Raw genomic sequence first — 26,562 nt, 5'->3', positions numbered from 1 at the left:
CGCCGCCCCCGGGGCCGGGCCTGGAGACAAACAAGGAGGGACCTCGTGCCGGATCTCGGATCCAATGACGACTTCGACCCGGAGCTGATGTTCCGCGACGTCCGGTCGCAGTTCGACCAGGTCGCCGACATGCAGCGGCAGATGGCCGAGCTGCAGGGCCACGGGGAGTCCCGCGACGGCCGGGTGAAGGCCGTCTACGACCACGACCGCGGGCTGGCCGACCTCGACCTCGATCCGCGCGCGCTGCGCGGCGGTTCGGACGATCTCAAGGCGGCCATCCTGGAGGCCTCATACGAGGCCAAGCGCGATCTGGAACGCAAGATCAAGGAGCTGGTGGACGAGTCGCTCGGCGCGCAGGACCTCACGCCCGACGACCTCAAGGACATCGTCGAGGATCCCCAGGGCATCACCCAGACGCTGGGCGACATGGGCCGGATCTTCGAGGGCGCCACCAAGGAGGTCGAGAGCATCCTGGAGCAGGTCAGCCGTGCGATGGGCATCGGGGGTGCCGGGTCCGGGGGTCCGGGAGGCGATGCTCCCGCGGGCGGTGCGCCGGGCGGTCCGGCACGTCCGGGGGCGGGCGCCGGTTCCGGTCCCGCGTCCGGCCCGCCCGGTGGTCTTCCCTTCTTCACACCGGGCGAGGGCGGCTTCCCGTTCGGGGGCCCGCGCCCGACGCCTCCGCCCGGTCAGCCGCCTGCTCCCGGTCCTGCTCCCACTCCGCCCAGCCCGCACCCTGCTCCGAGCGCAGCCCCGGGTGGTTCCGGCGGCTACGGGCCTCCGCCGGGTGCACCGCCGCGTCCCGCCGACCCGCCTCGACCTGCGGACCCGCAGCGTCCTGCCGCTCCGCAGGGGCCCGGCCAGCCGAACATTCCCCCGCCACCGCCTCCGGCCTGGGCGCCGGGGGGGCACGTCGAGGGTGGACAGGGCGGCGGCTGGCCGCAGGGCGGTCAGGCACAAGGCGGTTGGACGCCCGGCGGCCATGTCGAAGGCTCCTCGGGCGGCGGCTGGTCGCCCGGTGGGCACGTGGAGGGCGGCTCCGGCGGCGGCTGGTCCCCGGGCGGCCACGTCGAGGGCGGCGGTCCGGTGTCGCGTCCGCAGCAGCCCCAGGAGCGGCAGGACGACGAGGACGACGAGAACGGTCCCCGGGGCCCCCATGGCCCTCGGGGTCCCCAGGGAGGCCGGCCGCCCCGCTGAGACGAACGTGGCGGCGCGCGAGGGTGCCGCTGAGGCGGTGCTGGAACGTTCCGGCACCGCTTCGCGCGTCCGCGGCCCGGAAACGGCGAACCTCCCGGTCTTCACGGCGGCGCCCATGAAGACCGGGAGGTTCGGTTGTGGCCCAGGGAAGGCCCGTGGCTTCCGCCTCGAGGGGCGAGAGGCTCAGACCTCCGGCTGCGGGTCGGTGGGGTGGGTCTTGTTGACGTAGTCGTCGCCGTACTGGCGCGGACCGTAGATGCTGCCCAGGCCGATGGGGCCGCCGGCGCCCTCGAAGCCGCCCAGCCCGACCTCGGGGATGCCCTTGATGCCCGCCAGGATCGCGATCGGGAAGCGCGCGTCGCGCGGCAGCGAGGCGGTGGGGATCGTCCACTTGAAGAGCTGCTGGCCGCCCAGCCGGCCCTTCATCAGCCCGGACATCAACGACTGGTCGATCTTGCCGAGCGAGCCGGCGATCAGGTCGTCGATGGAGTTCCACATGCCCTTGCCGAGGTCGGCCAGCGCCATCCAGTTGCCGCTGGCCACGTTGCCGCCGACGCCGATGAGGCCGGTGAACCCGGCCATCACGGCCGACGCCACCCTCATGATCGTTTCAAAGATCGTGGCGGTGGACTTCAGCACCGCGTAGCACTTGCCGGCGATGATGTTGGCCTTGGCCTGCGCCGCCGCGGCCGAGGCGCCGGCGGTGAAGAACGAGGCCACGTACATCGCGATGACGTACATGGCGAGCGCGAACAGGATCGCGGCGACCACCGCCATCATGACGGTGAAGATCATGAGCATCGCCATGACGCCGTACATGGACATGCTCACCGCGGCCGCGTGCATGCCCGACCACATGCACTGGTTCTCGTACTCCGACAGCTTCTCGCTGTGCGCGTTGCGGTCCTGGCCGGTCCAGGTGTCGCCGTCGATCGACTCCCGCAGTTGAGCACTGAGCTGCATCACCTCGCCCAGTTGCTCGTTGACCTTCCACCAGTCCATCGCCGCGTGCAGGATCTGGTCGGGGTCGCCCTGCCCCTCGTAGATGATCGAGACGGCGGGCCAGGCGTTGGGGATGAGCATGGCCGAGCCCGCGGCCACCATGTAGGCGGTCTGGGCGGTGAGTTTGAAGGCGCTGACGCCGCACATCGGGAGGCTCCCAAGCGGGGGACGGGGGGTGGGTCAGAAGCGGGGGACGGGGGGGTGGGTCAGAAGCGGGGGCGGGACAGGGACGGGACGGGTCAGATGTTGAGCGTGCTCGCCTGTTCGGCCTGGTCGTGGTTCTGCGCCACGGCCCGGAAGCGGTTGCCGAAGTCGTAGAGCTGCCTGACCTTGGTCTGCAGGTCCTCGTCGGCCCACTCGGTCGCGAGATTGTGCGCCATGGCGAGCTCGAACCCGTACATGGTGAACGCCGCCGACGCGGCCTCGCGGGGCGCGCCGTTGAGGGTCTGCCGGGTCTTCTTCAGCAGGTCGCCCACCTCGGTCTCGTACCTCTTGCTGTGATCCCGGATCGAATCGGTCTGGTGCCTGATCTCACCGCCCATGCGGGTACTCCTTCGCGTCGGCGAACGGCTCCGGGCGGCGGCCCCGTTTCTCGCGGCCGCCCGTAACCGGTGCATCGTAGTGGCCCGGAGGCCGTGGCGGGCAGGGTCCCGCGTTCGCGGGCACGTTCCCGGCGGGGACGCGGGAAACACGGAACCTCTGTCGTGGACGTTTGACGTTGACGTTGCCGTACGGGTTCGCGGCTCGGACGGATCGAATCGGAACCGGGGTTCGGAACCGGGGTCAGGACTGCGGGGTCTCCTCGTACAGGGCGGTCTGGATCAGGCGGGTGCCGGTACGGCGGTCGACGTGGTAGCCGCGGCCCACGGCGAGCTTCTCCGGCTTGACGTTGCCGAGCAGCACGCCCTCCTCCTTGCTGCCCGACATCACCAGGCCCGGCGACGCCATCTCCTTGACGCGGGTGATGGTCTGGTCGAACATGCCGCGTCCGGCGCCGCCCATGGCGCGGGCCAGGATGATGTGCAGGCCGATGTCGCGCGACTGCGGCAGCAGCTCCACCAGCGGGCGCAGCGGGTTGTCGGACGTGGCGACCATCTCGTAGTCGTCGATGATGAGGAACAGGTCGGCGCCCGTCCACCACGACCGCGAACGCAGCTGGTCCGGGGTCAGGTCGGCCGGTGGGAGCCGCTCCATCATCGCGCCGCGGATGTCGTTCACCAGGGACGTCGCGGCCGGGGCGGACGCGGCGAAGCCGATCTGGTGCTCGGTGGTGGCCACGTCCAGCAGCGAGCGGCCGTAGTCGATGAAGATGATCCGCGCCTGGTCGGGCGTGTACCGGCTGGTGATGCCGGTCGTGATGTGCCGCAGCAGGTTGGACTTGCCGCACTCGGTGTCGCCCAGGACCATGAAGTGCGGGTCGGAGGAGAAGTCCAGGTAGACCGGCGCCAGCCCGTCCTCGTCGATGCCGATCGGGATCCGCAGGCCCGTCTCGGCCGGGGTGGGCAGCTGCGCGGCCGGCAGCACCTCCGGCAGCATCCGCACCTGCGGGGCCCGCGGGCCCTGCCAGTTCTGCGCGATCGCCTGGCACATCTTCATCACGCCGTCGTTCAGCGACTCGTCGGCGCCGCCGCCGTCGATCCGCGGCACCGCGGTGAGGAAGTGGAACCCGTCCCGGGACAGGCCGCGGCCGGGCCGGTTCTCCGGCACGTTGCCGGCCAGCTTCCGGTCGATCTCCGACTCGTACGGGTCGCCCAGCCGCAGCTCCAGCTTGGTGCCGAGCAGGTCGCGCACGTTGGTGCGGAACTCGGTCCACTTGTTGGTCGCGGCGATGAGGTGGATGCCGTAGCCGAGACCGCGCGCGGCGAGCTGGGTGATGGTGTCGGACAGGGCCTCGTAGTCCTGCCGCAGGGTCAGCCAGTTGTCGACGACCAGGAACACGTCGCCGTAGCCGTCGCCGTGGTACTCGCCCGAGGCCCGCATCCGCCGGTACGTGGCGATGCCGTCGATGCCCCGCTCGGCGAACTCCCGCTCGCGCTGCTCCAGCAGCGAGCTGACCTCGGCGACGGTGCGGCGCACCCGGTCGGCGTCGAGCCGGGTCGCGATCCCGCCGACATGCGGCAGGTCGGCCATCGCGGCCAGCGAGCCGCCACCGAAGTCCAGGCAGTAGAACTGCACCTCGGCGGGCGTGTGCGTGAGCGCCAGCGAGGCCATGAGCGTGCGGATCGCGGTGGACTTGCCGCTCTGCGGGCCGCCCGCGAGGCCGATGTGGCCGGCGCCGCCGGACAGGTCGAGCCAGTACGGGTCGCGCCGCTGGTGGAACGGCTTGTCGACGATGCCCGCCATCGCGTACAGCTTCCCGCGGCCCTCCCACCCGGCGGTGGTCAGGCCGTGCTGCTGCGCCACCGACAGTTGCGGCAGCATCTCGTTCAGCGGCGGCGCGTCGTCCAGCGGCGGCAGCCAGATCTGGTGCGCGGGCCCGCCGTGCCCGGCCAGCTGCCCCACGACCACGTCGAACAGCGACGCCTTGTTCTTGTTCTCCTCCTGCTGGGGCTGCTCCTGCTGCCCCGGCTCCTCGATCACCTGCGGCTGGATGTAGCCGGACATGTACGGCACGACCTGCGCGGCGATCTGGCTGCCGGTGTTGCCGTTCTTGTTCTGGTCGGGCGTCTCGTCGACCGGGCCGGAGACGTAGGCGGCGCGGAACCGCACCATCGGCTCGCTGCCGAACTTCATGTAGCCGTGGCCGGGCGCGGACGGCAGTTCGTAGGCGTCCGGGACGCCCAGCACGACCCGCGACTCCATCGCCGAGAACGTCCGCAGGCCGACCCGGTACGACAGGTGCGTGTCCAGGCCGCGCAGCTTGCCCTCCTCCAGGCGCTGCGAGGCCAGCAGCAGGTGGACGCCCAGCGAACGGCCCAGCCGGCCGATCATCACGAACAGCTCGGCGAAGTCGGGCTTGGCCGACAGCAGCTCGGAGAACTCGTCCAGGACCAGGAACAGCGTCGGCATCGGCGGCAGGTTCGCGCCGTCCAGCCGCGCCTTCTCGTAGTCGCGCAGCGAGGCGTAGTTGCCCATCTGCCGCAGGTACTCCTGGCGCCGCACCATCTCGCCGTGCAGCGCGTCGTACATGCGGTCGACGAGGGGGAGCTCGTCCTCCAGGTTGGTGATGATCGCCGAGACGTGGTGCAGGCCCTCCATGCCCAGGAACGTCGCGCCGCCCTTGAAGTCGACGAGCACGAAGTTCAGGATGTCGGACGAATGCGTCATCGCCAGGCCCAGCACCAGGGTGCGCAGCAGCTCCGACTTGCCGGAACCGGTGGCGCCGATGCACAGGCCGTGCGGGCCCATGCCGCCCTGCGCCGACTCCTTGATGTCGAGCTCGATCGGGCGGCCGTCGGCGTCCAGGCCGATCGGCACCCGGAACCGGTTGCGCTGGGCGCGCGGCCGCCACACCTGCGCCGGGTCGACGGCGTAGGGGTTGTCGACGCCCAGCAGCGAGGTCAGCGTCGTGTTGGCCGACAGCACGTCGTCCTCGACCACGGTGTCCAGGGCGCTGCTGCGGAACGGCGACAGCTGCCGCGACAGGCCCTCGGCCTGCGCGATCGACACGTTGTCGGGCTTGCCGATCGCGGTGGGGACGTCCTTGCCGGTGCGGTCCTTCTTCAGCATATGGACGCGCTCGGGCGAGACGTTCAGGCGCAGCGTGCCCGCCTCGGTGGTGGTGCCGGTGGTCTGCGACAGGTCGATCACGCAGACGCCCTCGATGCCGTCGGCGGCCAGCTGCGAGTCGTAGGAGGCCATCCCGCCGTCCACCACGACCACGTGCAGCGGCAGCTCGCCGGCCGGCCGGCCGGCCACGAACCGGGCCCGGTCCTTGACCTCCTGACCGAGCATGACCTCCAGCTCGGACATGGTCGGCGCGATCAGCCGCACCTGCCCGGCGGCGTCGTGCTCGGTGGGGTGCAGGGCGTGCGGGAGCCACTTCACCCAGTCCCAGTAGAGGAGCTGCTCCTGCGAGGTGCAGACGCTGATCCGCACGTCGTCGGGGGTGTGGAAGGTGGCCAGCTGCATCAGCATGCCCCGGACCATCGCGCGGGTGGCCTCGCCGTCGCCGGACAGGAAGATCCGGGAGAACGAGCGGAGGTTGATCGCCACCGGCAGCGCGGGGACCGTGGAGTGGGTGCGCATGAACCGGCGCAGCGCGCCCGCGCTCATCGGCTCCAGGTCCTCCACCGGCTTGGTCTCCGGCGCGATCAGCTGCACGCCCAGCTTCTGCGGGCCGGCGCCGACCCGGACCTGCCCGAAGTCGCCGTCCTCGGGACGCCGCTCCCACAGCCGGGCGCTCATCGCCAGCGACCACAGCCGGGACGGGTCGGGGTTGTACCACTCCAGCGCCTCGCGCTGCTGCGAGGCGGCCTTGCGGACCTTGGTGCGGACCTGCCCCAGGTAGCGGAGGTAGTCGCGGCGGTCGCCGTTCAGCTTGGACTTGCGTTCCCCGCCCTTCTGCCCGACCTGCTGGAACATCATGCCGAACATCGACAGTCCCATCATCCCGCCCGCGACCATCTGGATCGGGTTGGAATTGGGATTGAGGAACATGAACGCCATGCTTCCCGACCCCGCCGCCATGGGCAGCATCGTCAGGACGTTCCGGAATCCGTCGGTGACGACTTCGGGCAGCTCGGGCGGGGACTCCAGCAGGATCTCGCCCCGCGGCATCTCCGGCGGCCTGCGGCGTTCCTTGCGCCGGACCACGACGGTGCTCACTGGTCAAGCTCCCCTCATCCCTTGACACGCCACTGTCCAAGGGTGGTCATCCTACGGAAGGCGTGGCGGGTCGCGTCATGGCCGTCGCGGTCATGACCGTGCGCTTATGGTCACCCGCGGCCATCACTACCGCAACCACCGCGAGACGCCCACGTTCGACGCCGCATGATCCGTCCCGGTTCCGCCGCGGTTCCGCAGCGGTTCCGCAGCGGTTCCACCGCCGCGGCCTTCAGCCGGTCAGGCCGGGACGCCGCACGGCGAATCTCGCCGATCACCGCCTAGCCGAGATGGTCGCGGCACGGGTGGGGGCGGCCGTACTCCTTCTCCCATTCGGTCACCGGCCCCGAGCCCGGGCCCATCCCCGGGGACAGGAAACGCAGGTAGCCGACGAGGACGTCGTGCGCCTCCTCCAGGGAGTAGTGACCCTCCCAGTCATCGGAGTAGAGGTCGTACAACTGGAGGCCCTGCGGGGTCGCCTTGGCGTCCCAGGAGTTCCCCTGCCAGCCCTGCTCGGCCTTCCGGCCGCTGCGGACGTCCTCGATCCAGGCCAGCCGGTCCAGGCACAGGATCTCGGAGTTCTGCACGTCGCTGGTGAGCATCGAGCCCAGTGCGCTGTAGGCCTCGTCATGCGGCCGGAACGCCGGCGCGTTCCACTGATCCCGATAGAAGGAGAGCTTTTCCGTCATGTCGTTTCCTCGTCAGTCCACCACCGGCCAGGCGGAATCCCAGTTGCGGCTGCTTCTCTTGTACGAGCCTTCCACAAGGATCCCGTTCGCCTCGCCGCGCCAGCGTCTGCCATCGGTACCGGGCACTTCCCGGCCGTTCTGGAACGCATCCCGGATGGTGCGATCCACCTGCTGGGGCGTCCAGTTGTCGGGGAAGAACGAGCTGTCCGCGGGCTTGTCGACCCACTGGCCGTTGGGCCCTTTCATCTGCACGCGGGCGGAATAGGTGCCGTTGGAGCCCGTGCGGACCACCCGCGTGATCCGGCGGTCGGCCCAGTCCTGCCCCATGAAGCGGTGGTGGTAGCCGCTGCCCACCATCTGCCCGCCCCGGCCGCGGCGGACCTCGCCGCGGAAGACGTGATGGTGCCGCCCGCTCGTCTGGACCTTCCTGCGCAGCCAGCGCACCGCCGGCTCGAAGATGCCCGGGTTCCCGCCGCCCCCGCCCGGTGACCCGCCGGGCCGCGGCCGGGGGCGGGCGAGCAGGAACAGGACGAGGACGAGCGCGATCACCCTGCCCAGCGAGGCCCTGCCCGGCGAGGCCCCGCCCCACGAGGACTCACCCATTGAAGATGGCCTGCAGGGTGAGGTTGATCAGCTGGTCGATGATGATCCCGCTTATGATCTTGAAGAGGGGGATCTGGAGCAGCGAGGCCCCGAAGGTCACCGCGGCGGTGGCGATGGCCTGCGCGATCTGGATCGCCAGCATGATCAGCTGGATGATCACATTGATCTTCAGGGCGAGGACGATCGCGCCGCACACCATGAGGGCGGCCCCGATGATCGCGCCGGCGGTGCCCGCGTCCTTGAGCGCCGGCACCGGCGCGTCCTCCTGCGTGAACGCGGTGCGGAAGGCGTCGATGCCCTCGCCCATGTTCCCGGTCCAGATCTGCGCCGCCTGAGTCTCGGCCTCGCCGACCGGGACGCCCAGGTTCCCGGCGAAGCCGACCCAGTCGCCGCCCATCCTGAACAGCGCTTCCTCGTCGGACTCGGGCCAGTCGTACCCGAGCATGCTCAGCAGGCCGGTCAGCTCGCCCGGCAGTGTCATGCCCACCACGTCACCCCAGGATCTGCCGGACGCGGTTGACCTCGACCATGCTGGCCTCTTCCGACTGGAAGTAGTTGGAGGCCATGAGCGTGGCCCCCTCCGCGTGGTCGGTCATGCCGGTGACGTTCCCGGTGACGCACTCGGCGGCCACCTCGAAGATGGCCGCGTAGCAGCCCCCGATCAGCATTCCGATCATGTCGCCGCCCCAGGGCTCCCCGTAGCCGGAGAGCTTCCCCTGCAGCGTCTCCCACTCCGACTGGACCTGGTGCGCGGCGGAGCGGATTCCCGCGCCGCCCCGCTTGATGGTCTGCGGGTCGACGTTCAACTCGTTGCCCATGGGCCGCCTCCTGTCAGCGCTTCTGGATGCCGTTCATCAGGGCCTGCAGAGAGCGGGCGAACGAGCCGAGCTGCTCCAGGCTCTGGTCCTGCACGGCGCGCACCCGCGCCTGCAGGTCCGCGCCGTCGACGGTGTTCAGCCGCTCCGCCGCCCGTGTCCCGGCCTCGTCCAGGGCCGCCTCCGTCGCGTTGATCACATATGTGGCCAACTCGTGAGACGCGCGCCTGAGCGCGTCCGGTTCGAGGTGGATTTCCTGGACGCGCGTCCCGTCGCGGTGGCGGTGACGCGCACAAGGCCGTCCGCGGCGGAGCCGGTGCCGCCCGCCGCGTCCTGCTCCCCGCCGGGGTCGGGGTCCAGGGCCCGTTCGGTGACGTCGCGGGCCTGGGCGAGAAGGTGCTCCAGGCCGGGGAACGCCGCCTCGCCGCCGACGTGGGCGCGGTCCTGGATGCCCGCCAGCGCGTCGTTGATCCCCCGGGACATGATGCTCAGCTGCCGCAGCCCCTCGTTCTGCACCTCGCGCAGGCGCTCCATCATCAGCGCCGCGTCGAGAAGCGCTTCCTCGGGACGTTCGGCGGCGGCCCGCGCGCGCAGGGAGTCGAGCGCGGCGTTGAGCGCCTCGGCGATGGTCCGGGCCAGTTCGTCCGGAGCCTGCCGCATGACCCTCGGGTCCAGTTCCAGCGAGGCGATGCGTCCTCCGGTCACCGCGACCGCGCGCACGCGTCCATCGGCGGACTCGCCTTCACCGCGGAGGCCGGGCTGCTCCTCTCGTCCCGTACCTTCCTCGCCGTGCGTGGAACCGGCGGACGACGCCTCGTCCAGCGCGTCGCGCGCCTCCTGCAGGCGGCGCTCGAACGGGACGCCGTCGTCGTCCGGTAGTTCGGTCATCACATCTCACCCCCGGTCAAGTCGGCCTCGACGGTAGCGACACCTCATTACGGACGAAACCCGTAGGTGTATTGGAGCCGCGCGGTACGCCGAACGTTCCCGGAATGTTCGCCGGAGATCCATGACACCGATGGGGGCGGCGCCGCGTCTGACCCTCCATGAGGCGGCCGCGCGCCCGGCGAGGTGCGGTCACGTGCGTCCTGACCGCGGCGGGCGATCGGGCTCACAAGCTGTCGCGCGAGGTTCGACTCACCGTTTATGTTGTTACGGTTTCCGCCGTGTCGGACTGCCCTGTGCGGCCCGTGTGAACTAGTGAGGGAGATCAGTGGCTACAGTCACCGGGGCGGAGTTGTGCCGGGTCACGGTCGTGGCTCCCAAGCGCCGCATCGATATCTCGCTGCCCGCTCACGTCCCGTTCGCCCAGCTCTTCCCGGCGATCCTGCACTATTCGGGCAACCAGATGGCCGACGCCGGGCTGGCGCACGGCGGCTGGGTCCTGCAGCGCCTCGACGAGGCCCCGTTCGGCGGCGGTACCACGCCGGCCCAGGCGGGACTGCGCGACGGCGAGGTGCTCTACCTGCGCCCGGGGATGTCGCAGCTGCCCGAACTGGCGTTCGACGACGTCGCCGACGTGGTCGCCACCGCCATCAAGGACCGGCGCGACCGCTGGCGCCCGGAGTGGACGCGCACCTACGCGCTCGGTGTCGGCGCCGGAGGCTCGGGCGTCGCCGCGGTGATGCTGGTGCTGTCCGGGCCGTCCTGGATCGTCCCGGCGATCTGCGCGGGCGTCATCGCGCTGCTGCTGGTGATCGCGGCCGTGTCGGTCTCGCGCGCGGCGGGCGACACCCAGGCCGGCACCGTCCTCGGCTTCTCCGCCATTCCCCACGCCTTCCTCGCCGGACTGTTCGGCCCCGCCCGCGACACCGCGCTCGGCGACCTGGGCGCGCTGCACGTGCTGGCGGGCTTCGGCGCCGTGGTGCTGGTCGCGATGATCTGCGCCGCGGCCGTGTCGGACGGCCTGTCGGTCTTCTGGGGGACGGTCGTCGGCGGCCTGCTCGCCGCGATCGGCGCCGGGGTGGCGCTGCTGTTCGAGAACCTCGACCCGGCCGGCATCGCGGCGTTCGTCGTCGTGGTCGCGATGATGCTGACCCCGCTCACCCCGACACTGGCCTTCCGGTTCTCCAAGGTGACGCTGCCGCCCGTCCCGCAGAGCGCGGAGGACCTGCGCCGCGACACCATCATGGTGGACGGCCAGCAGGTGCTCACCCGCACCGCGCAGGCCGACCGCTTCATCACCGGCTTCACCACCGGGCTGGGCATCACCGGGTTCCTCGGGCTCATCCCCTCGGCGTTCGACTCCGGCTGGCTCGGACCCGTCACCGCCGGGGTCATCTCGGTGCTGATGCTGCTGCGCTCCCGGCTCTTCCGCGGCCGCGTCCAGCGGCTGGCGCTGCTGGTGCCGGGCATGGCCGGGATCGGCGTGCTGGCGATCGCGATCGCCTGGGACGGCTCCATGATCATGATGGTGGCCGCGGGCCTGGTCCCGGTGCTGGCGCTGACCGCCGCCGTGGTCGGCGTCGGGCTGTGGCTCCCCGGCCGGCACCCCTCGCCGTTCTGGGGACGGGCCGGCGACCTCCTCGAACTGTTCATGCTGATCGCCCTGGTCCCGCTGGCCGCCGGTGCGTGCGGGCTGTTCTCGTTCATGCGCGGGCTGGCCGGTTAGGAGCTCGTCGTGCAGACACGCAAGGACCTGCTGCAGGCCCACCGCCTGATGACCCAGCGCGCGTCGCTGGCGCTCATCTCCGGTGAGCCCGACAACCCCGAGCTGCCGCTGCGCCGGATGAACATCGGCGCGTTCTCCGGAATCATGATCGCCATTCTGGTGTGCGCGGCGTTCGGCATCTTCGGCATCATCCGCCCGGGCGGCGCCAAGGGCCTCGAGAAGGCCGGCATGCTCCTGGTGGAGAAGGAGACCGGCGCCCGCTACATCTGGTGCGAGGGCAAGCTGTGCCCGGTCGCCAACTACGTCTCCGCGCGGCTGGTGGCCGGCAAGGACGCCAAGAGCCGCCGCACCGTCTCCACCAACTCCCTCAGCAAGTTCGAGCGCGGCCCGCTGATCGGCATCCAGGGCGCGCCCAACACCCTGCCCGACCCCAAGAAGCTGACCAAGGCGCCCTGGTCGGTGTGCGTGCGCGCGGTGAACAGCACCTCCGCCGGCCGCCAGTCGCTGGTCACGCTGGTGGCGGGCCGCAAGGTCGGCGGCACGCAGGTGCGCGACGACCAGGCGGTCGTCGTCCAGGCCGACGGGCAGAGCTGGCTGCTGTGGCGCAACACCCGGCTGCGGATGCCGCAGTACGCGATGGCCACGCTCGGCGCCAGCCCCACCCCGATCGCCGGCAAGTGGCTCGACTCGGTGTCGCAGGGCCCCGACTACGCCGCGCCGCAGATCCCGGGGCTCGGCCAGCGCGTCCAGGGCCCGGCCGGTCAGGGCCAGGTCGGCCAGGTCTTCAGCGTCAACACCTCCTCGGGGTCGGCGGCGTCGTACGTGCTGCTGGCCGACGGGCTGGCGCCGGTCACCCCGATCCAGCGCGACCTGCTCGTCGCCGACCCGCGCACCCGCGCCGCGTACGGCAACCAGCAGGTCCAGCCGATCCAGGTGGACGCGGGCCGGGTCAACTCGATGCCGCAGTCCCGGCAGCAGCTGCGTGACGCCCGCCTGGACGGGAAGGCGCCCGCCATGGCGCCGTACCAGGAGAGCAGCGCGCTGTGCGCGGTGTACGACGACCCGTCCGGCAACTCCGACGCCAAGCTGACCATCGGCGGCTCGCTGCCGGGCCCGCCCGGCGGGCAGCAGCCGGTGGGCGCCGACCAGCTGGTGTTCCCGCCCGGCAGCGCGGCGCTGGCCGGCCGCGTGCCCAGCCCGGGCAAGGCGGCCGAGGTCAACACCTACTACCTGGTGGCCGAGGGCAAGCGTTTCCCGATCAAGGACGCGCAGGCCGCGGAAGGCCTCGGCTACGCGCTTCCCGGCAACGCCTCGAAGGTGCCGGCCGGCGTGCTCGACCTGATCGCGCAGGGCCCGGTGCTGGACCCGGCGGCGGTCTCCACGACCGTTCCGCTGAATGCCCAGTCGGGAAACTGATCCGAAGTTCTTCCGACCAGAGCCGAACCGGATCTGATCACGGCGCGTCCAACCAAAGGACGGATCGGGCATGACAAGTGTGACATCCGTCTCAGACTTGAAAGGGATGGACACCTTGCGATCAAGCCCGTAGTCTGATGCGTACTCTGCGGCGCGCGACCCCCCGCCAAGCTCAGCCACAGGGGTTTTCGTGCTGCTGAACGGGGGCTTACGGCGCGTCGACCCGAGCGCCTCTGCCTTCTTCATCCCCCTCGGGTCGATGTACCCGTTCACTGGAGGTGACGGATGGGGCAGAACTCTGCCGTCAACAGAGCTTCAATGACGCAAGCCGCCGGCGACATCGACGCGTCGGCGAACGTGATCAAGGGCCTGCAGACCCAGCTCGAGTCGCACAAGCAGCAGGTCCGCTCGTCGTGGGAGGGTAACGCCTCCATGGCCTTCGAGACGGTCTTCGCTCGCTTCAACGAGGACTTCAGGAAGGTCCTTGAGGCGCTGAACGGCATGCACGAGAGCCTCGTCCAGACGAAGATCACCTACGAGGCCAAGGAAGAGATGGCCGAGCAGGGCGTGAACAAGGTTCAGGCTCTGCTGAACGGCCGTACCTGAGCGGCGCCTCCGACATGGTGATCGAGGCTGGATAGAGGAGAGAGATGACTGACTTCACCAGAGCGAATTTCGGTGGCCTGACCGAGGGTGAGGCCCAGTTCAGCCTGGCCGCGCGCGCCCTGATGGACGAGCTGAACGACCTCGAGGGCAAGCTGCGCACCAAGCTCAACGAGTGGGAGGGCTCCTCCCAGGAGGCCTACTGGGTCTTCCAGAAGCAGTGGGACGCCGCCGCCAAGGACATGCAGAACGTCGTCTCGCAGCTGGGTCTGGCGATCCGCGACGCGCACGACAACTACCAGCAGGCGGAGCGGACCAACAGCGCCGTCTGGGGCGGCTGAGGCCCGCTTCGGCGAGCGCGCCCAGGATTCTGGGACATAGCGGGCCTTGGTCGCCGACGGCCGGGGCCCGCTCCGCCGGTTTCGGTCGAACCGAGTGAGTTTCTGAGCCGTCTCATCTCCCGGGACGGCAGTGGGAATTGAGAGGTCGGCACTGGCCGACAGGAGGTAATCAGGGATGGCACCACCTCCCGAGAATGGCGGCTACCCCAGGAACCTGCCCCAGGCGGGCAAGGAAATCAAGATGGACCACGACCAGCTGAAGACGATCGCGAATCGTCTTCAGGAGGACCTCGACCGGCTGCGCGACGCGCGCTGGAAAGAGGCCCTCGAGGATTACGGCAATCCTGGTCAGCCGGCCATCGGCGATTACTCCGCGGGCCACGGGCTGCACAACACCACGAAGACGGCCCAGACGGCGATCGGGAGCACCTACGACCAGTTCCTGACCGCCTACCAGAACGTCATCACGGCCCTTCGCGACTCGGAGAAGAACACCCGCAACGCCGACGACCAGTCCCGCGCGGGGGTCAACTCGGTCGGCGGTTCCCGGTTCGCCAGCTGATCGTCATGGGAATGTCACCGAGAGGGGTGAAGTAAGTGGCTCCACCATCAGCGCCCAGCGCGCCCGGGGGCGAGCAGCAGATTCGCCAGGACGTCGGCGGCGCCTCCGACGGCATCGGCGGCTGGAACAGCCTCAAGATCTGGGAAGACCAGTTCGACAAGCTCAAGCAGCTGGTCGACAGCATGAAGCCGGGCACGGTGCGCACGGCCGGCGAGAAGTACACGGGCATGGCCACCGCCATGGGCACCACCGTGGGACTGCTCCACAACCAGTCGTACAAGATCATCGAGGCGTGGGGCGGTGAGGACGCCCGGCTCGCGATGGACCAGATGAACAAGGCGTACCGCGCGGCCCTCGAGATCCAGCAGAAGGGCTCCACGACCGGGAGCGCGCTGACGCAGCACGCGCAGACGCAGACCCAGTGGCAGCAGCAGTACGGCTCGGGCAGCGCGACCGACAGCTGGGTCCGCGAGGTCGCGCGCTGGGGCGCCGGCCCGCTGGTCCCCGCCAGCATGGTCACGAGCTTCCTCGCCAACAACATGGGCGCCGGCGAGGGTATGCACCAGGTGAACGTCGGGACCGAGCAGTCCAACGACCGCTTCCCCGAGGGCATCCGCCAGGACATGCCCAACCCCAACCCGAACGTTCGGGAGAACACTCCCCCCGGTCCTCCGAACACTCCGGGTGGGCCCGGGTCTCCGAAGATGCCCGGTGGCGGCCCTCCGCCAGGTGGTCCCGGCGGCATGCCGCCCGGCGGTCCCGGCGGGCCTGACCTTCCGGGCGGCCCCGGTGGGCCTGACCTTCCGGGCGGCCCGGACGGCCCCGGTGGTCCGGACGGTCCCGGCGGGCCGAACATTCCGGGCGGTCCGAACGGCCCCGGTGGCCCGAACGGTCCCGGCGGTCCGGACTTCCCCGGCGGCGTGGGCAGCGGTTCGGGTGGCCCCGGCAGTGACCTGGCCAGCATGCCCGGCGGCGGCCCCGGTGGCATGCCCGGCGGTGGTCCCGGCGGCGGCCTCGGCGGCGGTGCCCCCGGTGGCATGCCCGGCGGCGCGCCGGTCGGTGGTGCCGGTCTCGGCAGCGCCGGTGGCCCCGGTGCCTTCCCGGGCGCGGGCGCGTTCGGGAAGAACGGCATGGGTGCCGCCGGTGGCCCGATGGGCATGCCGATGGGCGCCGGTGCCGGTGGCGGCGGCAACGACAACGAGCGTGAGCGCTCCACCTGGCTCACCGAGGACGAGGATGTCTGGGGCGGCAACGACGACACCGCTCCTCCAGTGATCGGCTGACGTCGGGCCAGGACGTTGGCGGCGAGATGACAGTGCGGGCAGGCCGGGAATACCCTGGCCTGCCCGCGCCTGTTCCAGGCGGTCTCGGTGTGCGAGGAGTTCTGATGCGGCGGTGGAGTCGGCTTGTGGCCAGATCTGCACTGGCCTTGCTCGTGGTCGGAGCGGTGGCATCCCCGGGCTCGGCGGCGGCCGCGGCCAAGCCGCTCCCGCAGCAGTGGTGGTTCACCAGCTGGGGCGTCGAGGACCGGCTCTGGACGTCGTCGAGAGGCCAGGGTGTCACGGTGGCGGTCATCGACACCGGTGTCCAGGCCAGCCTTCCCGATCTGAACGGTGCCGTCCTGCCCGGCATGGACGCCGAGAGCGGCAGCGGCGACGGCCGCACCGACGTCGACCGGACCGAGTCCAACGGGCACGGCACGGCCATGGCGTCACTGATCGCCGCGCAAGGACGAGGCACGGGGCTGCTCGGCGTCGCGCCGAACGCGAAGATCCTGCCCGTCGTCGCGCAGAGCAAGCCGGCCTATGCCAAGGGCATCCGCTTCGCGGCCGATCGCGGCGCGAAGGTGATCAGCCTCTCCCAGGCCCTGCCCGGAGCGTGCCCTGCGGACCTCCAAGAGGCGGTGACCTACGCCCTCGGCAAGGACGCGGTCGTGGTCGCGGGCGCCGGGAACGACGGCAACGGCTCGAACAGTTCGATGTCCCCCGCCAACTGCGCGGGCGTGGTCGCGGTCGGCGCCGTGGACGCTCAGTTCCGGCCCTGGGTGAAGTCGCAGCGGCAGTCGTACGTGACCGTGGCCGCACCGGGCGTGCAGACGAGCGCCATCCTGCGGGACGGGAAGGTCTCGTTCGGAAGCGGGACCAGTGACGCGACCGCGCTGACGTCGGCGGCCGTGGCGCTGATCCGGGCCAAGTTCCCGAACATGTCGAACCGCGAGGTCGTCCAGCAGGTCATCGGATCGGCGATGGATGTGGGCCCGTCCGGCAGGGACCCCCAGACCGGATTCGGTTTCATCCGGCCGTACCGCGTGTTCAACGGCACCGTTCCCAAGAACGGTGCCAACCCGGTCTTCGAGGCGTACGACCGTCAGGCCAAGAACGCGCAGAAGACCGAGGAGCCTTCGGGGGGTGGCGGGCCTAAGGGCGGGGCGGACATGGCCAGTGTCATCGTCCTGGTCGCGTGGGTCGTCGTCGGTGCCGTCATCGCGCTGGTCATGCTGTTCGTGCTGATGCGGCGGCGGAAGAAGGGGCGGCCCGCGCCGCTCGGTCCGGTGCCGGGGGCGACGCCGAGCTTCGGGGCTCCGTACCCGCAGCAGGGGCAGATGCCGCCGGGGCCCGGTCCGCAGGGGCAGGGGCCTGGCCCGCAGGGGTATCCGCCGCAGGGCTACCCGCAGCAGCCTCCCCAGCAGGGGCCGCCGCAGGGGCCGCCGCAGGGTGGGTACGCTCCGCAGACCCACATGGACATTCCGCAGCAGCCGCGAACCCAGCAGGACATCCCGCAGCAGCCGCGTACGCAGCAGGACATTCCGCAGCAGCCTCCGCCGCGACAGTAGAGCGACACGGAACTCCCCACCGCCGACGTCCGGCGGTGGGGAGTTCCGCTGTACGGGGGCGGGTCAGGCGGTGAACCAGGCGGGGAGGGGTTCACGGGCGTCGAGCCAGGTGCGGGGGACGCAGCCGGCGCCGTGGTGGGCGGCGATGACGCCGCCGGTGATGGCGGCCATGGTGTCCATGTCGCCGCCGACGAGCGTGCTGGTCCGGATGGCGGCCTCGTAGTCGCCGAGCCGGGTCTGGATCGTCCAGAGGGCGAACGGGACGGTGTCGGGGGCGCTGATCCGGGAGCCGTTGCCGACCTCGCCCGCCACCTCGATCGCGGGCCGGTCCAGGAGGCCGGCCGCGCGCCGGACGCCGTCGTGCACGGCGCCCCGCGGTGTGTGCTCCAGGACCGTTTCCAGCAGGTCGGGGACGGTCCGGCCGCGGTGCGCGGTCACGTGCGCGGCGGCCACCGCGATCGCGACGGCCCCGGCGACTCCCTCGGGGTGCGCGTGCGTGATCTCGGCGGACGCGGCGCCCTCGGTGGCGGCCTTCCCGAGGTCGTCGTGGAAGTAGGCGCCGAGCGGCGCGACCCGCATGGCGCCGCCGTTGCCCCACGAGCCGACGCCGTCGAAGAGTTCGGCGTTGATGGCGCGCCAGTCGCCGCCGTGGAAGACGTGGTCGATGAACTGGAGCGCGCCCTTCCCGTAGTCGCGGAACGTCTCGGCGCGTTCGGCGAACGCCTTGGCCAGGGCGTTCTGGTCGACCGTCCCGTGGCGGTCGAGGACGTCGAGCAGGGAGCAGGCCATCTGGGTGTCGTCCGTCCAGGACCAGACCTCCGGTGGGTTCCCCGCCTTCCTGACACGCAGGTGCGGAGGGAACGCCTGGTTTCCGACGGCGTCCCCCACGGAAAGTCCTGTGAGCGCGTCGAGTGCGAGGGCCTTGCGGGCGGATTCGGCCATGCGGGAAGTGTCGTTGAGGTGGCCGGGGGCGGCAAACGACTTACGGCGCGCGAAGGCGGGCGGGTCAGCCGCCGCAGGTCGCGCACGTGGTCAGGTACTGCGCGATCTCGCGGGCGATCGTGGTGGCGTCCTGGAGCGTCCGGGACTGGTCGGGGGCGACCCTTCGGCCGTCCTTGTCGTCCGAGGCGCTGAAGGAGAGGTCGACCAGGGTGTTGCCGGTGCGGAACATCACCAGCACCCTGCCGGACTCGCCCGTGCCGTCGTTCGCGGTGGAGTGGCCGGCGAACGCCTCGGGGCCGACGCCGGGGAGGGGCTGCAACGGGACGCGCTTCTGCTGCAGCGTCCGGTGGCCGGCGAGCTCGCGCTTGGCGGTGTCGGCGCCGCTGGCGACGGTGTCGTCCTGGTAGGCGGTCATCTGGAGCGTCACGTGGCGGCTGGACGCGCCGGACGCCCGCCCCAGCCACCGGCATCCGGCGCGCGGGTCCGTGCCCGCCTGGGTGGACGGGATGGTCTCGGCCGAGGGGACCAGCCGGCCGATCGTCGCGGCCGGCACGACCTCGCAGGGGTTCGCGGGGAAGGACGTGATCAGCGGTTTCTCGGCGGAGCGGCGGATCTCTCCGACCTTCGCCGTCCGCGAGCTGATGTCGGCGACCGCCGCGGCGCCGACGGCGATCGCCGCGACGGCGAAGACGCCGAGCACGATGAGGAAGGTCCTGCGCTGCTTGCGCGACGCCCGCGGAGGCGGCGGAGCGGCCGGCGGGATCGGGGGCAGGGGCGCGGCGGGCGGTGGGGTCGCTTCCTGGGGAGGAAGGAAGTTCGGCTGGGCGGGACGCGCCGGGGGCACGTTCTCGGGGCCCTGTGTCACGGAGCGCTCCTGCGGGGTGACCGTGGGGGTGTCGGCATGAGGTTGGCAACGCTCACCGACGTCCCAGGGACGAAAGGCGAGAGCCCGGTGCCGGTGGCACCGGGCTCTTGGGGAAGGGGCTCAGTTGGCCCAGGTGAGGGTGTTGGCGACGTCGACGCCCAGTTCACCGGCGGTGTTGAAGACGGTGCCGGTGCGGCTGCCCGGGTCGCTGCCGCTGGCCCAGTAGCCCTGCGCGTAGATGACGTACTCGCTGCGCGTCCAGCTGCGGGTCCAGGACGGCGGCGTGCGGGTCAGCGCGGGCAGGCCGCTTCCGGACGGCGGGAGGAGCAGCGTGGGGTTCGCGCCCTCGCTGGTCTCGTCGCTGACCGCGGCGGCCGCGGTGGCGTCGGTGAACTTCAGGATGGAGATGACCGTCACGACCGTGCGCGAGGTGTTGGTGTAGAGCGCGGAGTCCATGTTCTGGACGCACGCGTTGCTGCGTAGGGCGCCCAACAGGTCGGCGTCCGCGCGGCTGATGCAGCTGCCGTTGCGGATGACGCCGGCGCGCGTGAAGGTGTTGCCCTGCGCGGTGGCGATGGTCGGCTTGAGGATGGTGCTCATGTCCGACGTCGTGGCCGGCTGTGAGGCGTTGGACGAGGGTCCGGTGGACGTCGGCACGGCGATGGGGGGATCGGGATCGTCGTCGTCCCGGCTCACCACGAAGAAGACGCCGGCTCCGACGACCACGATCGCCAGCATCGCCCCGACGATGAGGAGGGGGATCAGCACGTTGCCGCCCCCGCCGCTGGGTGGCGGCGGGCTCGGGGGCGGGAAACCGGGCGGGCCGTACGGGGGACCTTGCGGAGGAAATCCCGGTTGGCCGGGCTGATGCTGGCCAGGCCATTCAGGAGGGTTCATCGCAGCTCCAGGCCGATAGTCATGTCAAAGCCGTGTTTAGCACTAAAGATCGGGCAAGACTACCCGGATACCCGGTTCCGGCACACCGGGGATCCCTGTTGTGGCGTGCCCGTACACCCTTGCGCGTCCCGTTGTTCACTGCCGTCTCCGTGATCCGGCCGGGGGTTGACGCTGCGCGGGATCCGCGGAGTCTCGTAGGCTTGCGACGGAGATTGGAGGCAGGTGTCCGACTCGGGTTGGCAGCAGGGCGTGCTGCGTGATCTCGGCGCGTCGCAGCGGGGCCTCGCGGTCCTCGGCCCCCCCTCGGCGTCCTCTGCGGGGGGCACGCTGGGAGCGGAGAGCGCCGCCGCCCCGCCGATGGCGGAACGGTCAGATCCGGTGCCCGCGCCGGAGCCTGCCACCGCGCCTTCGGACGCGGTGCCGCCCGCCCCGCCCCCGCCTCCGCCCTCGTTCGCGGCGCAGCAGCAGCGGGTGGCGCCCGTCGCCGAGCCCGCGCCCGCTCCTCCCGGTCCGCCCGTGGCCGAGTCCGCGCCTCCTCCTCCCGCTCCGCCTGCTCCTCCGATGCCCGTAGCCGCGCCCGTGCAGGAGGCGGCGCCTCCTCCTCCGCCGCCACCGCCGCCGCCCGCTCCGCCCAGCATGCCCGGGCCGCCCGTCCCGCCCACGCCGGTGGCGGACGTCCCCGCGCCCCCGGCACCGCCGCCACCGCCGCCCGCGCTCGACCCGCAGCAGCAGGAGGCCGCGCCCGCCCCGCCCGGGCCCCCGGCCCCGCCGCCGTTCCTGGGGCAGCCGGACGCAGCGCAGCAGCCGCAGCCGGACGCGGCGTCCCAGCAAGGTGCCGAGCAGCAGCCGCCCGCGTTCTCGATGGTGCGTCCCGAGACGGGCGCGTTCGGCGCGTCGCTGGCGTTCGGCGCGCTCGCCGGCGTCGACGACGACGAGCCGTACGACCCCACCGGCGGCATGCAGGGTCCGCCGCAGCAGCAGGCGCAGCACGGCCAGGACCCGGCGGCCGCGGCCGCCGCGGCCGGGCAGCAGGCGGCGCCGCGGCCGCCCGCCGAAGACCTGGTGCGCAAGGTGCAGCACGGCGACCCGCTGGTTCGCCGGATGGGCCGCGGGGTGCGCAAGGCGGTCGGCGGCAGCGCCGGGCAGGACGGCCAGCAGCAAGCGGCGTTCGCCGAGCTCATGCAGCGTTCGGTGCCCAGCTACCGGCAGCTGGCGGTGGCCAGCGTGCGCGGCGGCGCGGGCAAGACGACGATGGCCGCGCTGGTGGCGACCGAGCTGGCCCGCAACCGCACCGACCGGGTGCTGGCCGCCGACGCCGACGCCGAGCTCGGGTCGCTGCCGCTGCGGCTCGGTGTGCACGCGGAACGCTCGCTGTTCGACCTGGCCGGGACGAGCCCGCGCTCGTTCGAGGAGGCCGCGCCGTTCCTGTCGCGGACCGCCGACGGCCTGTGGGTGATGTCCTCGACCCGCGGCGGCCGGATCGCCGGGGAGTTCACCCTCGACACCTTCCAGACCGCGCTGGGGGCGGTGAGCCGGTACGTGTCCGCCGCGGTCGTCGACTGCGGCGCGGGCATCCTGACCGAGCTCAACCGGGGCATCCTCGCGCACGCGCACGGGCTGGTGCTGGTCACTCCCGGCACGGTCGACGGGGCGCTGAGCGCGCGCGGGGCGCTGGAGTGGTTCGCCGCCAACAACCAGCAGGGGCTGCTGTCGCGTACCGTCATCGCGATGGTCTCGCACGCCCCGCAGGTCGGCGCCGACCTCGAGCGCGCCCAGCAGATGCTCACCGCCTGGGGGCTGCCCGTGGTGCACGTGCCCTACGACCGGCACGTCGCCACCGGGAGCGCGCTCGACCTGACCAAGATCGCGGCGGCGACCCGTTCGGCGGTGAACCGGATCGTGCACGAGGTGTTCGCCCGCTCGCTCTCGGCCCCCGGAGCGCCCTGATGAGCATGGACCTGATCGCGCTGGTCCGCCGGCGCCCGGACGTGCACGCGGTCGCCGACGGCCTGGTCGCCATGGGGGAGGCGCTGGAACTGCGCGGCGGCGAGCCCGAGCCGACCCGGCTGTACGACGCGGAGGGCCGGCTGCTGGTGTCCATCGAGGACCCGGTGCAGGTCGTGCTGCAGAGCGAGATAGCGCGGCTGCTGGGGCCGGAGTTCGCGTCCCGGGTCAGCGCGCCGGTGTGGTGGGTGGACGTGCGCGCCGTGGGCGACCTGCCGGACGCGGTGCGGATCGCCCGGAAGTTCACCGAGGCGCTGGTGCACTGGGTGGGCGGTACGAGCTATCCCGACGGGCAGCCTGAGGCGCCCGCGCTGAGCTGGCGCGCGTCCGACCCGTCGGAGCCGGGCGAGGGCGGGCAGGCGGCCGAGGACCCGGCCTTCCCCGGCGGTGTCATCGGGGGCTGACCGGCCGTACCGGGCGTCCGGGACGTGCTCAGGTTCGGGCGGCGGCGGACTGCAGGTGCTGCATGAGCATGCGGTGGCGCTGCCAGCCGTCCGGTGAGCGGCCGTCGCCGAGCGGGAACAGCGTCAGCGGCCGGCTCGTCGGCCCGACCTGCTGGCCGGGGAGTCCGGCGGGGCCGGTGACGGTGCCGGTGACGGCCATGCCGATGGGGGCGGCGGCGCCCGTCCAGCGGGCCTCCACGGTGAGGTCGGCGCGGCCCGGGATGAGCTGGGCGAACAGCGACGCCACCGGCTGCTCGGCGGCCATCGCGCCGATCAGCGAGGGCAGGTGCTGGAGGGGCGGCGGGTCCTCGGGGGCGTAGCCGACGGTGACGGTGGTGACCTCGGAGACGCCGCCGTCGACGGCGGTGAACTCGGCGACGGCCTGGGCCGGGCGCGGGCCGTCGCCGGCGACGATGAGCCGGGCGGTGGCGCGGGCGCGCACGTACTCGGTGAGGCGGTCGGACTGCCAGGGGTGCTGCAGCGGTTCTGCGGGGCCCCAGCCGGCGGGGGCCTTGCCGGTGAGGAGCTGCAGCATCCGCTGCGCGGGGGCGCCGAGGTCGCCGGCGGTGCCGTGCCGGAGCCGGTAGGTGAGGCTGAGCTGGGCGCCGATCGGGGCGGTGGGCCGGGTGGTGAACCCGGGCGCGTAGTCGCGGGCCTCGGGGATGGGGACGAACGTGCCGCCGCTCCACTGGAGGGGGCGTCCGGTGAGGCCCTCGTAGTAGCCGTCGCCGTTGCGGACGACCCACTGGGCCTCGGTGCCGGACGCCGCGGCGCGCATCGGCAGCGACAGCCGCGAGTCGAGCGGGGTGACCAGTTGCAGGGTGCGGCCGGATTCGGCGCACTCGCCGATGGCCTCGGCCGTCCAGGCGGTGAGCGGGACGACGGGGCGGTCCTGCAGCAGGACCATGGCCTGGTCGGTCACTACGTCTACGGTGCTCATCTTCACCCGAGTCTAGTCGGGCCCTGGGGAGAGGCCGGGGGCGTCCGGGGGCGTTCGGGACCGGGACGGGACGAAGTTTCGCGTGACGGCGGTGGTCCATGTCCTGTGTGTGCTGAAATGTTACGGATGCAGCGATCGGCGGCGCCCGACCGCGGGCAGTTCCGGGGCGCCTACTTCAACGGCGACGCGCCGCCGCCACCGGAACCGCCGGTGCGGGGGCGCCGGTGGCGCGTGCTCGGCTGGCTGTCGATCGCCCTGTCCGTGCTGATGGTGCTGGGCAGCCTCGGCGCCTACGGGTTCTGGCGCAGGATCGACGGCCAGATCGCCCGCGAGAACGTCGACGGCAAGCTCGGCGACGACCGTCCGGCCAAGCTCAACAACTCGATGAACATCCTGGTGATGGGGTCCGACAGCCGGGCGGGGGAGAACGCCCGGTACGGCGTCGAGGAGGGGCAGCGGTCGGACACCACGATCCTGCTGCACCTGTCGCCCGGCGGCGAGGGCGCGATCGGGATGAGCTTCCCGCGCGACTCCATGGTGCGGCTCCCCAGCTGCCAGAAGTCCGGCGGCGGCACCGCCCCGGGCCGGCTCGACATGATCAACTCGGCGTACGCGCAGGGCGGCCCGGCCTGCACCTGGAAGACCATCGAGTCGATCACCAACATCCGCATCGACCACTACGTCGAGGTCGACATGGCCGGGTTCAAGCGGGTGGTGGACGCGCTGGACGGCGTCGAGATCTGCGTGCCCAAGCCGGTCAACGACCCCAAGGCCGAGCTGCACCTGCGCAAGGGCCGCCAGGTCGTGCGCGGCGACCAGGCGCTCGGGTACGTCCGCACCCGTACGGGCGGGCTCGGCGACGGCTCGGACCTGTCCCGCATCCAGCGGCAGCAGGCGTTCATGGCCTCGGTCGTCAAGAAGGCCACCGACCGCGGCATGCTCACCGACCCCGGCAAGACCTACGCGTTCCTGTCCGCGGTGGCCAGCTCCATCAAGGCCGACGACCGGCTGACGCTGTCGGCGATGCAGAAGCTGGCCGGCGGGCTGCGCGGGATGAGCGCGGGCAAGGTGCGCTTCGTGACCGTGCCGGTGCAGGCCTACCCGCCCGACCCGAACCGGGTGCAGATCAACCAGGTGCTGGCGGCGCCGCTGTTCGAGGCGATCCGCAAGGACAACACCGTTCCCGAGCCGGCGCCCGTCCCGGCGCAGCAGCGCGGGCCGAACGCGCCCAAGCCGCCGCCCGTGCCGCCCGCGCAGGTGCAGGTCGCGGTCTACAACGCGACGCGCACCGACGGCCTCGGGCAGCGCACCGCCGAGCAGCTCGAGGAGAAGGGCTTCAAGGTCGTCAAGGTGGGGACGCGCAAGCAGGTGTCCGCCGACGCCAAGACGGAGATCCTGTTCGGCCCGGGCGCGCAGCGGCACGCGGCGGCGCTGGCGGCGGCGATGCCCGGCCATCCGCCCAAGCTGTTCCCGTCGGGCAAGCCGGGCCAGGTCTACCTCATCGTCGGCAAGGAAGGCGCGGACATGCCCGGTGCCGCCAAGCCCGTCCCGAAGGTCGCCGGTGAGATTCGCGCCGACCAGGACGTGTGCGCCCGAACGTGAGCCGACCCTGGCTCGGGCGCTTCGTGGCAAGTTACGTCGAAGTGAAAACGTCCGGCTATCCGGACCATCGGTAGGTGTCGGAACAGACCCACCTGTATCTTGGCGGCGCTAAACCAACAAGCCCCCTTATGCGTCCCACAAGGGACGTAACAACTCAATCCGTGTCCGTGCCCCCTGTTCGACCGTGTCACGACCGTGCCCCCCGACCGTGCCTCGACGACCTCGGCCGCCCGCGTGGCGGCCGGTCCCTGAGCTCCCCGACCCCTCGCCGCTTCCGGAGCCGTACCCCGCCCTGGGCTCCGCCGGACCCCTTACGGCCCCCTTCCGGAGAAGGAACCATGCGCCCCGACCCCTTCGCCCTGCTCATGACCGTGTACGGCGGCGACCGGGTGGAGTACGTCCGTGCGGCCTTCCGCAGCGCGGTGGACGACCAGTCGCTGCGGCCGGGGCAGGTCGTCCTCGTCCAGGACGGCCCGGTCGCCCCGGAACTGGAACGCTGCCTGGCCGACCTGGTCGCGGCCAGCCCCGTGCCCGTCACCTTCGTCCAGCTCGTGGACAACCACGGCCTCGGCCCCGCGCTGGACGCCGGGCTCCAGGCCAGCCGGTACGACATCGTGGCCCGGATGGACGCCGACGACGTCGCGATGCCGCACCGGTTCGCGCTCCAGGTGCCGCTCGTGCAGGGGGGCGCCGACCTGGTCGGGGCCGGCCTGCTGGAGTTCGGCCGCGACATCGACGACGTCGTCGGCCGCCGCACCCCGCCCAGCGACCCGCACGACATCGCGCGCTACTCGCGGCTGCACGACCCGTTCAACCATCCGACCGTGGTGTACCGGCGCAGCGCGGTGATCGCCGCGGGCGGCTACGGCGACCTGCCGCTGATGGAGGACTACTGGCTGTTCGTCCGCATGATCGCGAACGGGGCGCGGGTGGTGAACGTGCCCGAGCCGCTGGTCTACTACCGCGTGGGCGACGGCGCGTACGAGCGGCGCGGCGGGCGCGACCTGCTGCGTTCCGAGCTGCGGCTGCAGCGCGAGATGCTCCGCGAGGGGTTCATCTCCCAGCCGCAGTACCTGCGCAACGTGGTGGTGCGGGGCGGGTACCGGCTGGTGCCGACGCTGATCCGGCGTCCGGTGTACCGGTGGATCGTGGCGCCGTACGGTGCGCGCCGCAACCGTTCGCGCGGGCAGGAAGGGGCCGTGCTCGTCGTCACGGAGGGGCCGCCCGGAGCCGAGTCCGTCGCCCCGGCCGGCGCGGCCGGCGTGCCCGTGCCGCGCGAGCCCTACGTCCCGCGCCATGCGAGGGGGAGGAGGCGTGGTGCCGCGCCCCTGTACGGCTCTCAAGACGCCTCTGCGCCCATGAGGGACGCGCCCGGCACGCCCAACCCTGGTGCCACCGCCTGGGAGCGTTAGCGGACCAATGGAGGAGGCCGTGTC

General features: G+C 71.9%; 25 protein-coding genes. 12 read left to right on the top strand and 13 right to left on the bottom strand.

Going from position 1 to position 26,562, the window contains the following annotated elements:
* The first annotated feature begins 45 nt into the window (after positions 1 to 45).
* A complete protein-coding gene (locus ACFPZN_RS10390) occupies positions 46 to 1,194 on the top strand; it encodes a YbaB/EbfC family nucleoid-associated protein (RefSeq protein WP_378281632.1) in 1,149 nt (382 codons plus the stop codon).
* A gap of 183 nt (positions 1,195 to 1,377) precedes the next feature.
* On the opposite strand, the gene ACFPZN_RS10385 is transcribed toward ACFPZN_RS10390, so the two are convergent.
* From ACFPZN_RS10385 to ACFPZN_RS10345, 9 genes are all read right to left on the bottom strand, one after another.
* Entirely contained in the window at positions 1,378 to 2,343 is a 966-nt protein-coding gene (locus tag ACFPZN_RS10385) for a hypothetical protein (protein WP_378281631.1), read from the bottom strand.
* A gap of 92 nt (positions 2,344 to 2,435) precedes the next feature.
* Positions 2,436 to 2,738 carry a hypothetical protein gene (locus tag ACFPZN_RS10380; RefSeq protein WP_378281630.1) on the bottom strand — a complete coding sequence of 101 codons (303 nt, stop codon included), beginning with the start codon at positions 2,736 to 2,738 and terminating at the stop codon, positions 2,436 to 2,438.
* Positions 2,739 to 2,979: 241 nt separating this feature from the next.
* Positions 2,980 to 6,963, bottom strand: a complete 3,984-nt coding sequence (gene eccCa, locus ACFPZN_RS10375) for a type VII secretion protein EccCa (protein WP_378281629.1) — start codon at positions 6,961 to 6,963, stop codon at positions 2,980 to 2,982.
* Positions 6,964 to 7,241: 278 nt separating this feature from the next.
* On the bottom strand, positions 7,242 to 7,649 hold the full coding sequence (locus tag ACFPZN_RS10370) for a hypothetical protein (protein WP_378281628.1): 408 nt from the start codon (positions 7,647 to 7,649) through the stop codon (positions 7,242 to 7,244).
* A gap of 12 nt (positions 7,650 to 7,661) precedes the next feature.
* A complete protein-coding gene (locus tag ACFPZN_RS10365; protein ID WP_378281627.1) occupies positions 7,662 to 8,252 on the bottom strand; it encodes an EndoU domain-containing protein in 591 nt (196 codons plus the stop codon).
* A complete protein-coding gene (locus ACFPZN_RS10360) occupies positions 8,245 to 8,733 on the bottom strand; it encodes a WXG100-like domain-containing protein (protein ID WP_378281686.1) in 489 nt (162 codons plus the stop codon). The genes ACFPZN_RS10365 and ACFPZN_RS10360 overlap by 8 nt, the downstream gene beginning before the upstream one ends.
* 10 nt (positions 8,734 to 8,743) lie before the next feature.
* The gene (locus tag ACFPZN_RS10355) at positions 8,744 to 9,070 is read right to left on the bottom strand and encodes a hypothetical protein (protein WP_378281626.1); all 327 of its coding nucleotides are present in this window, start codon (positions 9,068 to 9,070) and stop codon (positions 8,744 to 8,746) included.
* Positions 9,071 to 9,083: 13 nt separating this feature from the next.
* Entirely contained in the window at positions 9,084 to 9,266 is a 183-nt protein-coding gene (locus tag ACFPZN_RS10350) for a hypothetical protein (protein ID WP_378281625.1), read from the bottom strand.
* A complete protein-coding gene (locus ACFPZN_RS10345; protein ID WP_378281624.1) occupies positions 9,263 to 9,955 on the bottom strand; it encodes a YbaB/EbfC family nucleoid-associated protein in 693 nt (230 codons plus the stop codon). The genes ACFPZN_RS10350 and ACFPZN_RS10345 overlap by 4 nt, the downstream gene beginning before the upstream one ends.
* 325 nt (positions 9,956 to 10,280) lie before the next feature.
* Here ACFPZN_RS10345 and eccD point away from each other — a divergent pair, with 325 nt between their 5' ends.
* From eccD to ACFPZN_RS10310, 7 genes are all read left to right on the top strand, one after another.
* Positions 10,281 to 11,678: a type VII secretion integral membrane protein EccD gene (eccD, locus tag ACFPZN_RS10340; RefSeq protein WP_378281623.1), complete on the top strand. Its 1,398-nt coding sequence runs from the start codon at positions 10,281 to 10,283 to the stop codon at positions 11,676 to 11,678.
* A gap of 9 nt (positions 11,679 to 11,687) precedes the next feature.
* A complete protein-coding gene (eccB, locus tag ACFPZN_RS10335) occupies positions 11,688 to 13,094 on the top strand; it encodes a type VII secretion protein EccB (RefSeq protein WP_378281622.1) in 1,407 nt (468 codons plus the stop codon).
* A 285-nt stretch (positions 13,095 to 13,379) separates the two neighbouring features.
* Positions 13,380 to 13,700, top strand: coding sequence for a WXG100 family type VII secretion target (locus ACFPZN_RS10330; RefSeq protein WP_378281621.1), 321 nt, complete (start codon positions 13,380 to 13,382; stop codon positions 13,698 to 13,700).
* 44 nt (positions 13,701 to 13,744) lie between these two features.
* Positions 13,745 to 14,038: a WXG100 family type VII secretion target gene (locus ACFPZN_RS10325; RefSeq protein ID WP_378281620.1), complete on the top strand. Its 294-nt coding sequence runs from the start codon at positions 13,745 to 13,747 to the stop codon at positions 14,036 to 14,038.
* 241 nt (positions 14,039 to 14,279) lie between these two features.
* Positions 14,280 to 14,600 carry a hypothetical protein gene (locus ACFPZN_RS10320; protein WP_378281619.1) on the top strand — a complete coding sequence of 107 codons (321 nt, stop codon included), beginning with the start codon at positions 14,280 to 14,282 and terminating at the stop codon, positions 14,598 to 14,600.
* Positions 14,601 to 14,635: 35 nt separating this feature from the next.
* On the top strand, positions 14,636 to 15,883 hold the full coding sequence (locus ACFPZN_RS10315) for a hypothetical protein (RefSeq protein WP_378281618.1): 1,248 nt from the start codon (positions 14,636 to 14,638) through the stop codon (positions 15,881 to 15,883).
* A gap of 125 nt (positions 15,884 to 16,008) precedes the next feature.
* On the top strand, positions 16,009 to 17,433 hold the full coding sequence (locus ACFPZN_RS10310; RefSeq protein WP_378281617.1) for a S8 family serine peptidase: 1,425 nt from the start codon (positions 16,009 to 16,011) through the stop codon (positions 17,431 to 17,433).
* 63 nt (positions 17,434 to 17,496) lie between these two features.
* On the opposite strand, the gene ACFPZN_RS10305 is transcribed toward ACFPZN_RS10310, so the two are convergent.
* The 3 genes from ACFPZN_RS10305 to ACFPZN_RS10295 form a co-directional block, all read right to left on the bottom strand.
* Positions 17,497 to 18,375 carry an ADP-ribosylglycohydrolase family protein gene (locus tag ACFPZN_RS10305; RefSeq protein ID WP_378281616.1) on the bottom strand — a complete coding sequence of 293 codons (879 nt, stop codon included), beginning with the start codon at positions 18,373 to 18,375 and terminating at the stop codon, positions 17,497 to 17,499.
* 64 nt (positions 18,376 to 18,439) lie between these two features.
* Positions 18,440 to 19,240: a hypothetical protein gene (locus ACFPZN_RS10300; RefSeq protein ID WP_378281615.1), complete on the bottom strand. Its 801-nt coding sequence runs from the start codon at positions 19,238 to 19,240 to the stop codon at positions 18,440 to 18,442.
* Between the two features lie 120 nt (positions 19,241 to 19,360).
* Positions 19,361 to 20,008 (bottom strand): hypothetical protein, encoded by a 648-nt coding sequence (locus ACFPZN_RS10295; protein ID WP_378281614.1) that lies wholly within the window; start codon positions 20,006 to 20,008, stop codon positions 19,361 to 19,363.
* Between the two features lie 351 nt (positions 20,009 to 20,359).
* Between ACFPZN_RS10295 and ACFPZN_RS10290 the strand changes: the two genes are divergently transcribed.
* Entirely contained in the window at positions 20,360 to 22,084 is a 1,725-nt protein-coding gene (locus ACFPZN_RS10290) for a MinD/ParA family protein (RefSeq protein WP_378281613.1), read from the top strand.
* Entirely contained in the window at positions 22,084 to 22,545 is a 462-nt protein-coding gene (locus tag ACFPZN_RS10285; protein ID WP_378281612.1) for a hypothetical protein, read from the top strand. The genes ACFPZN_RS10290 and ACFPZN_RS10285 overlap by 1 nt, the downstream gene beginning before the upstream one ends.
* Before the next feature lie 28 nt (positions 22,546 to 22,573).
* Here ACFPZN_RS10285 and ACFPZN_RS10280 read toward each other — a convergent pair whose 3' ends face one another.
* Complete coding sequence (locus ACFPZN_RS10280; RefSeq protein WP_378281611.1) at positions 22,574 to 23,524, bottom strand: DUF6177 family protein; 951 nt, start codon at positions 23,522 to 23,524, stop codon at positions 22,574 to 22,576.
* 126 nt (positions 23,525 to 23,650) lie between these two features.
* Here ACFPZN_RS10280 and ACFPZN_RS10275 point away from each other — a divergent pair, with 126 nt between their 5' ends.
* Both ACFPZN_RS10275 and ACFPZN_RS10270 read left to right on the top strand, forming a co-directional pair.
* Positions 23,651 to 25,126: an LCP family protein gene (locus ACFPZN_RS10275; RefSeq protein WP_378281610.1), complete on the top strand. Its 1,476-nt coding sequence runs from the start codon at positions 23,651 to 23,653 to the stop codon at positions 25,124 to 25,126.
* A gap of 338 nt (positions 25,127 to 25,464) precedes the next feature.
* Entirely contained in the window at positions 25,465 to 26,538 is a 1,074-nt protein-coding gene (locus ACFPZN_RS10270; RefSeq protein WP_378281609.1) for a glycosyltransferase, read from the top strand.
* Positions 26,539 to 26,562: the final 24 nt, after the last annotated feature.

The sequence above is a fragment of the Actinomadura rugatobispora genome (assembly GCF_042656285.1).
Taxonomy (GTDB): Bacteria; Actinomycetota; Actinomycetes; order Streptosporangiales; family Streptosporangiaceae; genus Spirillospora; species Spirillospora rugatobispora.
The sequence above is the reverse complement of the archived record's forward strand: the minus strand, read 5'-3'. Positions and strand labels throughout refer to the sequence as shown.

Excerpts from the sequence above, each read along its gene's own strand:
- ACFPZN_RS10385 (WP_378281631.1), bottom strand. The coding sequence starts at position 2,343 with ATGTGCGGCGTCAGCGCCTTCAAACTCACCGCCCAGACCGCCTACATG.
- ACFPZN_RS10380 (WP_378281630.1), bottom strand. The coding sequence starts at position 2,738 with ATGGGCGGTGAGATCAGGCACCAGACCGATTCGATCCGGGATCACAGC.
- ACFPZN_RS10370 (WP_378281628.1), bottom strand. The coding sequence starts at position 7,649 with ATGACGGAAAAGCTCTCCTTCTATCGGGATCAGTGGAACGCGCCGGCG.
- ACFPZN_RS10365 (WP_378281627.1), bottom strand. The coding sequence starts at position 8,252 with ATGGGTGAGTCCTCGTGGGGCGGGGCCTCGCCGGGCAGGGCCTCGCTG.
- ACFPZN_RS10360 (WP_378281686.1), bottom strand. The coding sequence starts at position 8,733 with ATGACACTGCCGGGCGAGCTGACCGGCCTGCTGAGCATGCTCGGGTAC.
- ACFPZN_RS10355 (WP_378281626.1), bottom strand. The coding sequence starts at position 9,070 with ATGGGCAACGAGTTGAACGTCGACCCGCAGACCATCAAGCGGGGCGGC.
- ACFPZN_RS10345 (WP_378281624.1), bottom strand. The coding sequence starts at position 9,955 with ATGACCGAACTACCGGACGACGACGGCGTCCCGTTCGAGCGCCGCCTG.
- ACFPZN_RS10330 (WP_378281621.1), top strand. The coding sequence starts at position 13,380 with ATGGGGCAGAACTCTGCCGTCAACAGAGCTTCAATGACGCAAGCCGCC.
- ACFPZN_RS10325 (WP_378281620.1), top strand. The coding sequence starts at position 13,745 with ATGACTGACTTCACCAGAGCGAATTTCGGTGGCCTGACCGAGGGTGAG.
- ACFPZN_RS10320 (WP_378281619.1), top strand. The coding sequence starts at position 14,280 with ATGGACCACGACCAGCTGAAGACGATCGCGAATCGTCTTCAGGAGGAC.
- ACFPZN_RS10305 (WP_378281616.1), bottom strand. The coding sequence starts at position 18,375 with ATGGCCGAATCCGCCCGCAAGGCCCTCGCACTCGACGCGCTCACAGGA.
- ACFPZN_RS10285 (WP_378281612.1), top strand. The coding sequence starts at position 22,084 with ATGAGCATGGACCTGATCGCGCTGGTCCGCCGGCGCCCGGACGTGCAC.
- ACFPZN_RS10280 (WP_378281611.1), bottom strand. The coding sequence starts at position 23,524 with ATGAGCACCGTAGACGTAGTGACCGACCAGGCCATGGTCCTGCTGCAG.
- ACFPZN_RS10275 (WP_378281610.1), top strand. The coding sequence starts at position 23,651 with ATGCAGCGATCGGCGGCGCCCGACCGCGGGCAGTTCCGGGGCGCCTAC.
- ACFPZN_RS10270 (WP_378281609.1), top strand. The coding sequence starts at position 25,465 with ATGCGCCCCGACCCCTTCGCCCTGCTCATGACCGTGTACGGCGGCGAC.